The sequence below is a fragment of the Mycobacterium sp. SMC-18 genome, from assembly GCF_045310895.1.
In the GTDB taxonomy this organism is placed as follows: domain Bacteria; phylum Actinomycetota; class Actinomycetes; order Mycobacteriales; family Mycobacteriaceae; genus Mycobacterium.
In genome coordinates this window covers 228,152-242,271 of sequence record NZ_JBJIAL010000002.1, presented here as the reverse complement: position 1 = coordinate 242,271, position 14,120 = coordinate 228,152, and the positions used below count along the sequence as shown (strand labels likewise).

At 66.2% G+C, this 14,120-nt stretch carries 11 protein-coding genes; 1 reads left to right on the top strand and 10 read right to left on the bottom strand.

The window, feature by feature from the left end; genetic code table 11:
- Position 1 precedes the first annotated feature (1 nt).
- The gene (locus ACJH6J_RS02755) at positions 2 to 2,008 is read left to right on the top strand and encodes a serine/threonine-protein kinase (protein WP_212807857.1); all 2,007 of its coding nucleotides are present in this window, start codon (positions 2 to 4) and stop codon (positions 2,006 to 2,008) included.
- A 1-nt stretch (position 2,009) separates the two neighbouring features.
- Here the strand turns inward: ACJH6J_RS02755 and ACJH6J_RS02750 are convergent, their stop codons facing one another.
- The 10 genes from ACJH6J_RS02750 to ACJH6J_RS02705 all read right to left on the bottom strand — a co-directional run bounded on the left by ACJH6J_RS02750 (position 2,010) and on the right by ACJH6J_RS02705 (position 14,059).
- Positions 2,010 to 2,690 (bottom strand): sensor domain-containing protein, encoded by a 681-nt coding sequence (locus ACJH6J_RS02750; protein WP_212807856.1) that lies wholly within the window; start codon positions 2,688 to 2,690, stop codon positions 2,010 to 2,012.
- 33 nt (positions 2,691 to 2,723) lie between these two features.
- Positions 2,724 to 5,774: an ATP-binding cassette domain-containing protein gene (locus ACJH6J_RS02745; protein WP_212814468.1), complete on the bottom strand. Its 3,051-nt coding sequence runs from the start codon at positions 5,772 to 5,774 to the stop codon at positions 2,724 to 2,726.
- A gap of 55 nt (positions 5,775 to 5,829) precedes the next feature.
- Positions 5,830 to 7,308 (bottom strand): neutral zinc metallopeptidase, encoded by a 1,479-nt coding sequence (locus tag ACJH6J_RS02740; RefSeq protein WP_212807855.1) that lies wholly within the window; start codon positions 7,306 to 7,308, stop codon positions 5,830 to 5,832.
- A gap of 101 nt (positions 7,309 to 7,409) precedes the next feature.
- The gene (locus ACJH6J_RS02735; RefSeq protein ID WP_212807854.1) at positions 7,410 to 8,513 is read right to left on the bottom strand and encodes a hypothetical protein; all 1,104 of its coding nucleotides are present in this window, start codon (positions 8,511 to 8,513) and stop codon (positions 7,410 to 7,412) included.
- 100 nt (positions 8,514 to 8,613) lie between these two features.
- Complete coding sequence (gene eccD / locus ACJH6J_RS02730; RefSeq protein ID WP_212807853.1) at positions 8,614 to 10,158, bottom strand: type VII secretion integral membrane protein EccD; 1,545 nt, start codon at positions 10,156 to 10,158, stop codon at positions 8,614 to 8,616.
- Complete coding sequence (locus ACJH6J_RS02725) at positions 10,155 to 11,549, bottom strand: MinD/ParA family protein (RefSeq protein ID WP_020099962.1); 1,395 nt, start codon at positions 11,547 to 11,549, stop codon at positions 10,155 to 10,157. Before ACJH6J_RS02725 ends, eccD begins: the two co-directional genes overlap by 4 nt.
- A gap of 106 nt (positions 11,550 to 11,655) precedes the next feature.
- Positions 11,656 to 11,940 (bottom strand): WXG100 family type VII secretion target, encoded by a 285-nt coding sequence (locus ACJH6J_RS02720; RefSeq protein WP_212807852.1) that lies wholly within the window; start codon positions 11,938 to 11,940, stop codon positions 11,656 to 11,658.
- Between the two features lie 45 nt (positions 11,941 to 11,985).
- On the bottom strand, positions 11,986 to 12,291 hold the full coding sequence (locus ACJH6J_RS02715) for a WXG100 family type VII secretion target (protein WP_212807851.1): 306 nt from the start codon (positions 12,289 to 12,291) through the stop codon (positions 11,986 to 11,988).
- A 97-nt stretch (positions 12,292 to 12,388) separates the two neighbouring features.
- On the bottom strand, positions 12,389 to 13,717 hold the full coding sequence (locus tag ACJH6J_RS02710; protein ID WP_212807850.1) for a PPE family protein: 1,329 nt from the start codon (positions 13,715 to 13,717) through the stop codon (positions 12,389 to 12,391).
- A 45-nt stretch (positions 13,718 to 13,762) separates the two neighbouring features.
- Positions 13,763 to 14,059, bottom strand: a complete 297-nt coding sequence (locus ACJH6J_RS02705) for a PE family protein (RefSeq protein WP_212807849.1) — start codon at positions 14,057 to 14,059, stop codon at positions 13,763 to 13,765.
- Positions 14,060 to 14,120 lie beyond the last annotated feature (61 nt).

The following is a 14,120-nucleotide window of genomic DNA, read 5'->3' as shown; positions in this document are numbered from 1 at the left end:
AATGACCTCGACCTTCAACCCCGGCGACATCGTGGCCGGTTACACCATCGAATCCGTCCTGGGTGTCGGTGGCATGGGTGTGGTGTACAAGGCCAAGAATCCCCAGCTGCCCCGCAGCGACGCGCTGAAGGTTCTCACCACTTCCATCCAGGGCGACGGCCAGTTCAGGGAGCGCTTCCTCCGCGAAGCCAATGTCGCCGCCACGCTCGACCACCCCAATATCGTCGCGGTCTACTCCCGTGGCGAAACCGAGGCGGGTCAGCTGTGGATCGCCATGCAATACGTCGCGGGCACCGACGCCGACCAGGAAGTCCGGTCCGGGCGGATGTCACCCGCGCGGGCGGCCCGCATCATCACCGAGGTCGCCAAGGCTCTCGATTACGCGCATCGGCGGGGCATCATGCACCGCGACGTCAAGCCCGCCAACTTTCTGCTGGCCAACGCCGAAGATCCCGGTGATGACGAACGAGTCTTCCTGGCGGACTTCGGGATTGCTCGCGCCTTTGATGACGCTGCGCACCTGACCACCGACGGCTCGGTCATGGCGTCCATCGCCTATGCGCCACCTGAAGCGCTCAGTGGGCAGCACGTCGACTCTCGAGCCGATATCTATTCGCTTGCCTGCAGCCTGTTCGTGCTACTCACCGGCCGGACACCGTATGGAGGACTGCCGGGTGGCATCGCCGCGATCGCGGCAGCACACGTGACAGGAGAGATACCGCGCGTCACGGATCGGGTGCCTACTCTTCCGTGGGCGCTGAACGAAGTCATCGCCCGCGGCATGGCGAAGGACCCCAACGCGCGCTACCAGACTGCCCGCGAACTCGCGGCCGCGGCCACCGCGGCCGTCGCGAACCCGGGCCCTGCGCTACAGCCGCCCAGTCGGCTACCGCCTCCGGGTTCGCAGTCATGGCCGCCGCGTCAGCCAACACCGCCCGATGGCGTATTGACTTATCCGAGCGGACAGTTCAGCGGTCCTTACCCGCCCGGCCCGCTGCCTGGCCAGATGGCGGCACCCCAACCTCCGGCTGCTCGACAAAAGAGTCCACGCAAGCGTCGAATAGTCATCGGTGCCGCCGGCGCCGCCGTGATCACCGTCATCGCGGTCGTCGCCTCCATCATGCTGATCGGCAAGCCCGACGCCCCGGCGTACACGGCGCAATCATTCACGCACGCCCACGGCACCACCGAAATCACAAAGGCGCCAACAGCTGTCGCCGCCTTGGGCCCCGGCGACGCCGACGCCGTGCTGTCGCTCGGCCTACAACCGGTGGCCATTGCCGGCGCAGGCACTTCCCTGCCCTCATGGTTGCAGTCCAAGATCACCGGAACCCCGTCGGTCAAGGACACCGTCGGTTTCATCGACACCAGCGCCATTCAGGCCGCCAAACCCGACGTCATCATCGCGACCGGCGAGATCGATGACGCGACCTACCAGCGCCTCGCCGCGATCGCCCCGACCGTGACTCAGCCAAAAGACACCAGCCGAGCATGGAACTGGCAGACCCAGCTCAAATGGATCGGCAAGATTCTCGGCCGCTACAAGGACGCCGACAACCTCATTGATCAGGTGTCGTCCCAGCAGACCGACCTGAAGAATCAGAATCCGAGAGCCGCGGGGAAGAGCGTCCAGGTGATCCACGTGTCGGACGATGGCGTCAGCCAGACGCTGACGCCGTCCAACGCGGCCGACTATCTCAGTTCGCTCGGCCTGAACTACGACCCCGAATTGCGTCGCAAGCCAGGCGACAATAGTTCAACCCGTTCGATGCCCGACCTTGGAAAATTGTTCTTGATTCACAGCGAAGTACTGGTCGTGGTCCGCACCGACAAAGCCGCCGGTAACGGTGGGGCAGCGGGGCTTCCCTACCAATTGGCCGCCTACCGCGGATCGATGATCATCGTGGATGACCCTAATAGCGTTGCAGCACTTGCCGATCCCGGCGGCTACCTGGCTACCGAGTATCTCAACGCCAACTTCGTTCCGCTGATGAGTGTCATCCGCTGATTCACAGGCCGGCGGCGATCTTCGCGACTAGGTCGCGCCCCTTGTTTGCCACGTTCGGAGCACATACCCGCACGTCAATGATCACGTTCCTGCGCGAACCCAATGCGTGCTGACATGGAACCCGGGTCCCGTCGCTGGCTGTCCCCGACACCGGAACGCTCGCGACGGAATCGACCGATTCAACTCTTTCCAACGCATACGTCAGGGGCACCCGACCACCCGTGACAGTCGCCTGCTGGTCCTGGCACGACCTCCAATGTCCGGTAGTCGCCTCACGAAAGCCCGCCGCCTCCGCGTCCGTCGAGAATGCGGCCACCACCTGCACCACTTGCGCATGCTGATCCCCGTGAAGAAGCTGCCCTGCGAAACCTGTTCGGCCGTAGTACCCAATGGTGTCGAGAGCCGGCATGACCGCTTCGAGACAGCGGATCGGTTCCACCCGCAGCTTCGTATCCGGTTTTCTGAAGATCGCCTCCGGCGTCATCGCGACGCCCACCAGGTCGCTGATCTCCGAGGGCGAGCCCAACAGCCTCGGCAGGCCGGCATCATCGATCGGTTTGGCTACAGCTGATGTCGACGTCGCCGGGGAAGCGGCACCTGTGGCCGTCGTGGCCGTACCCGACACTTTCCGGTCAGTGACCGAACAACCCGCCGCCACAACGACGACCGCTCCGATGAGCATTCCAGTACGCCAGGGATTCATCTGATCCTTCCGTCAGCTGACTTTGTCAGCGATCTGCTTGGCCAGCTCCGCCGCCTGCGTGCCGCCGCCCGGGCTGCACGCCAGCACGTCGACCACCACATCGGCCTTGGTGGTCAGCACGTGCTGGCAGCTGCGCCCCGGTTCGGTGAACTCCGCGGTGAGGGTGCCGTCGTCGGATGTGACCCCACCGACGGCCAGCTGCCGCGCCGGTCGGCCGTCGGCCGTGAACGTCACACCTGTATTCGCACATCCCAACCATGTCGCGGCGGCCGGAATCCGTTCCGCTGCTTGCGGTCCTGGATAGCCCACGGCATAAGCAACCATCCAGGTATTCGGGTCCGCCGGGTTACGCAGTTCCATACCTGACATCCCGGTGAACCCCGGGCCGAAGGTTGTGGCGCCACCTGCGTCCGCGACACCGGCGCACGGCGGGGGAGTGGCTGTCCCTGCTCGCGGAGTTTCCGCGGTGACGATGGTCGCGGTCGCCATCGGCGGCGACTGCATGGCGGCGCTCACCGCCTTGCCGTCGGGGAGCAGGGTCGCCAGGTCGATGCGGTGCCCCGGCGGCGCAACAGCTTTGGGTGGTGCTGTGGGTGCCGTCGGTTGCGTCGGCCGGTTTCCGGAGTCGCGGGTCACGTAGGTCATGCCGGCCACAAATCCCGCGGCCAGGACCACGGCGCCCACGATCAGCGCCGCTTTCGGCGCACCTGATTCGGCGCCGCAGCTCGGCAGCCGCAGCCGTCGGTACACCACGAATCCGGCAACCGCGCCCAGCAGCACCAGCACCCCGATATCCAGCGCCCACCAACGTAATTCGTGGTGCCACAGCTGATCGTCGACCGACATGAGCGGAGCAATCTTCAGCAGGTCGACCACGCTCGCCGACGCTGCGAAGCCCCACCGCCCCGGCAGGAACCACGATGCCTGATCCAGACCGACACGTCCGGTGACAGGAATCATGCCGCCGGAGAACACGATCGACAGCATGATGACGACGACGAGCATCGGCAGAATCTGCTCACTGGACCGCGCCACCGAGGACAGCAGCAGACCCAGGATCGCCGAAACAATTGCTGCCACAGTCAGACTCACATAGAAGTCGAGAGTCGGGCTGCCCAACAGCAAGGCACCCTGGGTGGGTGCACCTTTGCCGATCACCACGATCGCCACCACGATTGCTGTCTGAATGGCAGTAAATGCGCTGTAGACAACGATTTTGGCGGAAAGGTAGGCGGCGGCCGACAAACCGACAGCCTGCTCCCTGCGGAAGATGGTGCGCTCGCCGACCAGATCACGGATCGTCAGTGCGGTCCCCATGAACACTGCCGCGATGTTGGCGACGATGAGCAGTTGATTCGGTTCGTTGGGGGAGTGGCCTACAGTCGCCACCCCAAATCCGGTGTCCCCCGGCACGATCAGCGACATCGCGCCCAGGATGAACGGCAGTAGCAACAGGAAGGTGGTGTAGATCCGATCGGCGAAGATCAGCCGCAACTGCCGGCGCGCAACGGTGAGCAGCTGACGGCGGGTGCTGGTACGGGCCGGTGCACCGAGCGGACCCGCGGGCTCCGGCGGCGCCGCCGGTCGGTCGGCGGCCGGATTGTTCTGCAGGAACACCGCATGCGCCGCGTCGGGATTGGCCGAAACCCAGGCGAAGATGTCGGCCCAGTCTTGTGTACCCATCGCTGATCCGACCGCTTGCGGGGGCCCCGCGTACACCGTCTTGCCGCCGGGCGCCAGCAGCAGCACCTGATCGCACATGTTCAGGTACGTCAGGGAGTGCGTCACCACCAGCACCGTGCGCCCGGCATCGGCCAGGCGGCGCAGCATCTGCATGACCTGTCGGTCCAGCGCCGGGTCCAAACCGGAAGTGGGCTCGTCGAGGATCAAAAGCGATGGGCCGGTAAGCAATTCAAGCGCCACCGAAGCGCGCTTACGCTGCCCGCCCGAAAGCTTGTCCACCCGCTTGTCGCGGTGCGCAGCGAGCTCGAGCTCAGCGAGCACCCGTTCCACCACAGCGTGGCGGTCATCCTTGCTCGTGTCGGGCGGCAACCGGAGTTCGGCGGCATAGTTCAGCGCCTGACTGACGGTCAATTGCCGATGGACCACGTCGTCCTGGGGCACCATGCCGATCCGCGACCGCAACGACGCATAGTGGGCGTGCACGTCGTGTCCGTCGAAGGTGACCTGCCCGGACGTGGGTTTGGTGACGCCGCCGAGCAGCCTGATCAGCGTCGACTTGCCTGCGCCCGAGGGGCCGATCACCGCCGTGAGAGTGCCGGGCCGGGCGTCGAACGACACGTTGGTCAGCAGCTGGTGGCCCTCGATGGCGAGGCCGACCTGGCGTACCTCGATGCCACCGGTCGCGACCGCCTGCCGCGACTGGACCGCGGTACCTCCGGTGAACACCAGGTCGGTGTTGCCGACGGTGATGACGTCCCCGGGGCGCAGCGTGACCGCCTCGACGCGGTGACCGTTGACGAAAGTACCGTTGCCCGAGCCGTTGTCGTACAGCTGGGTTCCGGTCGGGGCGGGTATCAGGTAGGCGTGGATTCGGGAGGCCAGCGAATCGTCGACTCTGATGGTCGCTGTCGAATGCCGCCCGATGGTGACGGCGCCCGCGGGCGGTCCCGACGAGCGTTGTGGGGCGGCTGCAGGCGGGCGCGGCGGCGGAGGCGGCGGCTGCGGCGGAACCGGCCGTGGCGCTTGAGGGATCCGCTGCGTCGGACGCGGGGATGCCATCTGCGCCGGTGGCTGCCGGTACTTGGCGACCGGAATGACCTGGGTCGCCGTACGGAAGTGGAGCTGCGGCCCGTCCGGAGCTCCGACGGCCAGCACGAGGTCGTCACTGATGACGGCCGACGGCACGCGCATCCGATTGGCGAAGATTCCGTTGCGGGACTTGTCGATTGCCACCCACTGACCGACACCGGGGTCTACCCGGATGATCAGGTGCAACCGAGATACCACATGCTTGGCACCGGGGCCGGCGTCCGGGATCCTGACGTCCGAGGCCTCGCCGCGGCCGACGGTGACCTCCTTGCCGGGCGGGAAGGTGAACATGGCGCCACCGAGCGTCACGATCAGCGGCGGGACGGAGCTCACGAATGCACTCTCCTCACTGGTAGCGCTTGTAGCAGCCCTCGTCGTCGGTGGCCAGCCCCGCCCGGAACGCCGCGATCCGGGTGAATGCCGCCGGAACACCCTGCCCGTCGACCGCCGTGGCCACGTAACCGTTGGTGAGCAGCCCGGCGACGGCCTTGTCCAGGTCACCTGCGGTCAACTGCAGGCTGGCACCACTGGGCAGGTCATGCGGCTTGGCCATCTGGCGCTGGGCCTGCGCAGTCAGGCAGGCCGTGCGTAGCGCGGCTGTCGGATTGTCCAGCTTGACGCCACGCTGGTTCTCGAGCGCCATCATGTACCTCGACACGATGATCGAGAACGCCGTGTTGTCACCCTGGATGAGCGTCTTTTCGGCCATGTCGGCCGGTGTGCCGATCTGTTGCAGGGTAGGCAGGTTCACCGAGATCGTGTTCGTCGACGGACAGTACGAGGCAGGCGAATCACCCTGTGAGATATCACATTTCGCCGGCTCGTAGGTCAACTTCGGCGGCTGCTTCGGGGAGTAGATCACCCCGAGCAACTCGACCAGAGTGCCGATCGTGTCCTTGTCGATCGCCAGGTCTGCGGACCGGTGATCGTCGTCCATCGGCTCATCTTCGAGCTCCATCGGCAGACCCTTGCGGCGCTGCTTGATGTCGTTCAGATCGATGGCCGCGCAGGCCTGCGGCCCGACGGTGAAGCCCTGCTGGAACGCGCTGACCCGGTCCAGCGCGGTGCCGTGGCCGTCGGTGAGCATGTCGTCGTCGTGCGGCCCCAGCGTGGGATCCCGGACGGTGATCAATCCGGCGAGCACATGGTTGAGGCCGTCACCGGTGCTCATCATGAACCGCTTGGAATCACCGGCCGCGACATAGTGCAGATACGCGCCGGCGAAGCAGTCGGCCTGCTGTTCACGGACGATGACCGGCGTACTGCGGGTCACCAGTTTCGCCATGTACTGGATCGCGTGGCCGTATTCATGCCCGATCAGACCCGCGACTGAGACGTCGCCGAAGTACTTTCGCCCGGTCGGCACCATGATGCCGCGGTCCCACGCCATCAGCTTCTCGCTGGGGCAGTAGAAGGCATTCACCAGGCCGGCGGTGTCCTCGCCGCACGCCTCCGGACTGCTCCGATCGCGGGCGTCATACGACAGGAATTTCTCGATCGGTTTGAATGAGCCCTTCAAACCCGATGCGCTGTAGTCGTGTTGCCAGTACTCGGCGATGTCATTGATCGCCTGCAACGCCAGCCGGTCGACGTCGCTGTTGTTGGTGTTCTGCACCTTGCCGACCGCTGCGGGCGCGTTGTCGCGCAACCCACTCGGGCCATCCTTGGCCGGGAGGTCGGCGACGTGGAAGGGGTCGTTGACAGGCGAGACCGCGGTGCCGGCGACGGTCGGCGCACAGCCGGCGAGCAGCGTCACCACGCATACCGCCACCGAACGTCGCAGCGCCGTTCCGCGTATCACCCGCAATCCGAAACCGCCTGTCATCGTGCCCCCTGACGTTCGATTCAGACTATGGCCTGCCGGCAGCTTCAGAACAGCGAACGGTGCACCCCGATGTCAGGGTGCACCGTTCATCGGTCGGGCTGTCAGAACTGACCGGCAGCGATCTTCTGAATACCCTTGTGGACCTGAATTCCGATGTAGCCCAGCACAACTGCGATGACACCGTTGATCACCACAGCCAGTATCAACATTGCCGTGAGGCTACCGCTGATGTAGGGGCTGCTGCTCACTCCCGCCAGGCCGATGATGCCGATCAACAGACCCAGCAGGCTGGCGGCCGCACCCACACCACAAATCCCGTAGGCCACGAACTGGGCTGCCAGCTTCGTGCCGAGGGCCAGGAAGCAGTAGGCCAACCCGAGCCAGACCACACTGGCGATGAGCGAACCGATGCCACCGAACAGGCTGAGGAACAGCCCGATCAGCACCGCTCCGCCATAGCCGAGATAGACGAACTGGTTGGAACCCTGCGGGTTGTTCCGCATGTTCTGGAACCACGGCTGCTGAATCAGTTCGCCGCGGACACCGCGCGTCATCAACCGGAAGATGAACGAATCACCCTTGGTGAGCAGCGACTTGGCCATGTCGACCGGCGTCTGCTGCGGACCGGCCGGCCCGCCGAACTGCGGTGCACCCGGGCCGGGGTAGCCACCGGGTTGGGGCGCGCCGAAACCAGGCTGGGCGCCGCCCGGACCAAATCCCGGCGGGATCGGAGCGCCGAAACCCGGAGCGCCGAACCCGGGGGCACCGTAGGTCGGAGCGCCGAACCCGGGCGGGGGCGGCGGCGGCACGGGCGCACCCGCGGGGTTCCACGGCTGCTCAGGCTGCGGTGGCACCGGTGCTCCGGGCTGGCCGAACTGCGACTGCGGCGGCTGATAGCCCGGCTGCGGCGGCTGCCACTGCGGGGCCGCGGGCGGCACCTGCTGGCCGTAAGGGTTCGGCGCGGCGGGAGGCTGCGGCGGCTGCCACTGCGGGGCCGCGACGGTCGGCGGAACGACCTGAGTCTGGTCACCCGTCTCGGGGGCGGCTGCGGTCGAGGGAACGACCTGGGTCTGGTCGCCCGTCCCCGGCAAGGCTGCGCTCGGCGACTGGAACGCCGACCGATCGACGAACTGGGTCTTCTCCTCGAGATCACCGGCCGTCGGCGGCTGCTCACTCGCCGGGCCGGCCTCGTGATTTTCGGACATATCGTGGTCTCCCTAAAAATTGACTACTCAAGACACGGTACGGGCGCCAACATGTCGGTCCTGCAGCGGTATCGCGCTCCGGGCGCGGCCGAAAGACCCGTCAGAACCGGATGTTCCGGATGTTGTCGTAGACCCCGGCGATCCACAGCAGCAACGGAATCACCGCGGCAATCGCCGCTCCATCGGTCAGCTCCAAGATCCTCTTCGTCACCGGCGAGACGCGGCCGACGCCGTCCGTCGCACCGACGGTGATCAGCGCCACCAGCGCAAGGGCGACGTACAGCACTATCACCAGCCAGGCGCTGTCGGCATCCCACGAGACCAACTTGATCATCACCCCGGTCGGGATGGCCACCGTCGCCGCCAACAGTGCCCAGCCGCACCACCGTTCTGCGTAGAGCCGCGACCGGAAGCCGCAGACGACCGTCACCAGTCCCGCGACGATCAGCGAGTGCACGAAGAAGTGTCCCTGCACCACGATCGCGATGGCACCGTAGGTCAGCACCGTGACACCGGCGCTCAGGAAGCCGATCAACAGCTGTCGTGCCAGCGTGCTGCGTTCTGTCAGGCGGGCCGCGGAATCAGGCACCGAATCGATGATCGCGCGCCATGTCGCCGACTCTTCGTCGATGACATTGCTGTGCGCGGCAACCGGATCCAGCAGTTCCTCGTTCGCGATCACCTCACCCGGGGCCGGGATCGGCGGCAGCGCGATCCGCGCCACCGCGACCGTGAGCTTCGCCGCGTTGGTCACGACGATCAGTCCGAGGGCGATGGCACCGGCGGGAACCCACGAAGCTCCGCCATATCCGTAAGCGATGGCGGCGCCGGTCACCGCGGCCGCGATGACCGCCAGGAAAGCTGCCACCGCAGCACGTTTGCGCGGCCCGCCGCGGGTCGCCAGCACGACGATCAGAATCACCGCCGCCGCCCCGGCGAGCTGCGGCGCACCCATGTCGTTGATGCCCCGAGGGAGCGGAACCGCCAATGCGGCCGCGCCACCCAACAGCGGCAACGAGGCCACGAGAAGACTCTCGGACAGATCGACGTTGTCGTAGCGGCTCTTGGCAACGAAGCTGCCGCCCAACACCAGCGCGCCCAGCAGGCCGAGCGCGACCGGCCACCACCAACCGTGGCCGGACTGCGACCACGACCACAACGACGCACCAGCAACTGCGAGCGTCGCGACTGGGATGGCCAGTCCGACAAGCCGTTTCAGCGCGGCGCCGTCGAACTCTGGGGACTCTTCGAGCACCGCCATGGCGTCGATGACGTCCTCGACCAGCGGCCGGTAGCGTTCGGTCCGACTCACCGACACCAAGGTCAGCAGGGCACCGTCGACGACCCCGGCGTCGTCGAGCGACTCGGTGGACTTCAACGGCGGCGACCCCGGGCGCGCGAACGCCCAGACGCCCTGGGCCTTGAAGTCGAACCCGGCCAACACATCGGCCGGGGTGTCGTCGAGCAGATCGGCGAGGACGTTGACCGTCTCGTCGATGTAGGTCTCGATCGGCGTCGACGCCGGCAGGACCAGATCGGTCATGCGTCGACCCGTCAGGATGGTGACCCGGGTGGTCGACTGCCTTGTCGGATTGTCAGCTGCCGCGGTGGGCGCGGCGGTTGCGGGGCCGGCCGATGCGGTCACCGGCGCTCGAGCCTGTCGAAGTCGTCGGACAGCGCCGCGGCGAGTTCGGTGATGCGCCGCTGGTAGGTCTTGCCCAACAGGTCGAACTGGATGTCGGAACCGGCGGCGATGTGCTTGTCCCACGGCAGTACGACGACGCGGCCGGCCGGCACGTGCCGCTCGAACTGCTGCACCAGGTCGTCGACGTCGATGTTGGTCTTGCCCGGTGTCACGTGGTTGATGACCACACACGCCCGGCCCAGCAGATCCTGATATCCGTTCTGGCGCAACCAGTCCATGGTCACCGCTGCCTGGCGGGCACCGTCGATCGAGGCGCTAGCGACGATCACCAGACCGGACACGGTCGACAACACGGCTCGCGATGCCTGGTGGAACAAACCCGCGCCGCAGTCGGCGAGCACCAGGTTGTAGTACTGCGAGACGATCTTGACCGCGGCCGACCAGTCCTCTTCGTTGAAGTCGCGGCGCGCGACGCTGTACTCGGCCGACGACAGCACCTCGAGGTTGGAGGCATTCATGCTGGTGTACGCGCGGATGTCGTTGTAGCGCGCAAGTTCCTTGTCGGACAACAGATCCGAGATGGTCGCGGCCGACTGCCGGCCGGCCCGGTCGGCCAGGTTGCCACCGTCCGGATCGGCGTCGACAGCCAGGATTCGGTCACCGCGGACTTTCGCCATGACAGATCCCAGAGTGACCGTGACAGCCGTCTTGCCGACGCCGCCCTTCAGCCCGAGCACACCGATCTGGTACGAGTCGCGGGCATTACGTCGGATCCGGGTGTAGAGGTCCAACTCGTACAGTTCGTCGGGCGACAGGCCCAGGTTGATCCGCGTGAGCAGGTACAGCACGTGGCGCCAACCACGCTGCGACGGCATCTTCACCCCGGCCCGCACGCCGACGTGAGACAGCGCGTCGATGGCGCGGTGGTCGCCGATGGTGGCGGCCGACGTCTGGTCCGGCATGTGCTGCTCGGTCCACTGCATGTCGGCCTGGGGATCCATGGCGTAGTGCTGTGGCGGCGGCTGCATGTGCCGCGGTGGGGGCGGCATCATCATCGGGGCGTGCTGCGGCTGCTCGTACTGCGCGCCGGCCATCGGCGCGCCCTGCGGCGAGCGCATCAGGCCGTTCTGCATGAATTGCGGTGGCGTAGGCGGCATTTGAGTCGTCACTTCAGACGGCCGCGGCGGCGGGACCATGCCCGGCGGCTGCTGTGGCTGGCCGGCAACGGGCGGGCCCGACGGCGATTCGGCCCCTGCAGCCGAGGCAGCGGCCGCGGAGGCAGACATCTGCGCGGCGGCAGCAAGGGTCGCATGGTCGACGGTTCGCGTGGCTTCCTCGTTGTCGGCCTGGCCCGGCGAGTTGTTGAAAAGCCGGTCATAGTCGGCGGACATGAGTACCTCTCGATTGTGTGTGGATTACACCGGGAACGCACATGAGGTGGGCAGAGTCGACCCTACGCCGACCTGCCCACCTCCTGTGTTGCGTCGCGTGGATCGCCTAGCCGAACATTCCGGTGACGCCGTGCTCGGTCGACTGCATCTGGCCACCGGCCTCGCTGACGGCATGCCCGAGGCTCTGCAGCGCGTTGTTGAGCTCCATCGCGGTGTTGTCCCACCGCTGCTGGACGGCCTGGTAGGCCTCCGAACCCGAGCCGCCCCACACGGAAGCCAGCTTCGCCAACGAGGCCTTGCCCTCGTCCAGCAAGCCCTGTGTCGTGCTCACGGCGCCGGCCAAGTCGCCAGCGCTGCCCTCGATGCCGGCGAAATTCCAGTCCTGTGCCATTTGTCTTCTCCGCTTCTGAGTCGTTGTACGTAGTGGTTGGTCTGGCTAGATCTGCATCTGGCTCGACAGCGACGACCCGGCGTCGGCATCGGCCGCGGTGTACTGCACGCCGGCAGTCTGGATGTTGGTAGAGATGTCAGCCAGTTCCTTCAGCTGCTGCGTCATGGCCTCGTCGAAGCGAGTCAATGCAGCCTGGGCCGCCATGCCCGCCTCGGGTGTCTTCATGTGCGTCGCGAGCTGGCCTGCCACCGCGTCGACGTGGGTCTTGACGCCGGTCAGCTCGCCCGCGATGCGATCGAAGTTCGCTGCCTCTGAGGCGAGGACTTCGGCATCTGTATTCATGCTCGTCATGCTGGATCACCTTTTCTGTTTCCTGTGTCCTCACCACGGGAATGGCGAGTCCTTGCCGACCCCCCTGGGCCGGAAAGCCTGTGTGTTAAGCGACGACTCACCAGTCGTCGTCATCGTCGTCGAGGTCCTGTACCAGAACCCCGGGTGCCTTGAGGGCCTCCCTCGTCCCCCCGCCTTTCTCTGCTTTGCCGGCGGGACCCATTCCGGCCCCGGCACCGCCGGCACTGCTCACCGGCGCCTTTCCGGCGCCGGAAGAACCCGCTGCCGCGCCGGCCTCCAACGAAGCGGTCGAGGCGTTATCGACGCCACCGACCAGCGAGGCCATCAGCGGCGTCCGCGGGGCCGAACCGCCCATGCCCGGCAGTGACGCGGCGCGAACCAAGCCCGCACCCGATGTCGCGCCCGAACCACCCGCCAGCGGGTGATTGGAGAAGGGGCTGGCGCCCATGAGGCCGATCTGCGGCCCGTTGTTCTGTCCGAAGCTGCTTCCCAGCTGACTGAAAATCTGCGTCATCTGTTGCATCGGCTGGCTCAACTGCTGAACCGGCTGCGTGATGAGCTGGCCGAGCTGCTGCGGCAGCTGCGCGGCCTGCGAACCGACCTGCGAGACCACCTGCATCATCATTTGCGCGCCCTGCTGGCCTTTGTCCTGTTGCTCGCTGGCACGCTGCGCGGCCGATTCGGCCTTGGACGCCTGGCCCTGGGCCCGCTGTCCCGCGAAATTCGCCTGCGCCGCAGCATTTCCGACCATCAGCGCCGCGTCTTCGATTGCCGCCTGGCTGGCCACCTGCGAAATGACCAAATTGCGCGCCACTGCCTCGGATACCCCCATCGCGGTTCGCGCGACAATCGCCGCTTCCGTCGCCTCGCCGACTCCAGGTATCACGATGGGCTTTGGCGGCAGAATGGGTTCGAACAACGTGTTCATGGTGGTCTCGGCCTGATACGTCTCCATCACCGAGCCCGCCAACGCCCACATGCGCGCGTAGTCCGCCTCGTTGAAGCCGATGGGCACCGTATTGATACCCAGGAAATTCGTGGCCTCGAGTACACCGTGCGTGACGTGGTTCATCTCGATTTCCGGCAGCTGCGGAGTGGTGGCCAAGGCCAAGCTGTATGACTCCGCCTGTGCCAATGCCTGCATCGCGCGCTTCTGTGCCTGCACAGCAGTGGTGTGTAGCCACGTCACCATCGGCGTGGTTGCCGTGACGGCCCGTTCACTGCCCATGCCGGACCAGTTCGCGCTCAGCTCCGCCAAGCTGGCGGCAAGCTCCACCGCCTGCGTCTCCAGCGCAACGGCCAACGCTTCCCACCCTGCAGCTGCTTGCAGCATCGGCGCAGGGCCTGCACCGGCCATGAGTCGGCCGGTGTTCATCTCCGGCGGGAATGCTCCGTAGAACATCGCCGGCATGGCGGGAAGCCCCATGATGTGCTGTCCTCAGGCTCTTTGTGGGCTCGTCGTACGCGGTGGCTAGATCAGGGTCGCTGACGTAGCCACGTCGGTGGCCTCATACATGGCGCCCGCCTCGACGTACGCCGCGCCGGCACGCGCCAGCTCTTCCTGGGCGAAGGCGTTGATGCCCATGACCTCGACGCCTTCGACGGCGAATGCCATGGCGGCCTGCAGCGACACTTCGTCTGCACCGGCCGGGACCAGGGTGCTGGCCTCCGTCATGGTGGCGGTGCCGGTCGCAACGCCACGCGCTCCGTTGGCGACAACCTGCGTGCCGACGCCGATCGCGCCCTCTTCATGTTGCAAAGGCTGCATTTCTTTTCTCCTTACCAATTCAAGATCGCGGTATGGAATTGTGCGAACGGCACAGATAAGA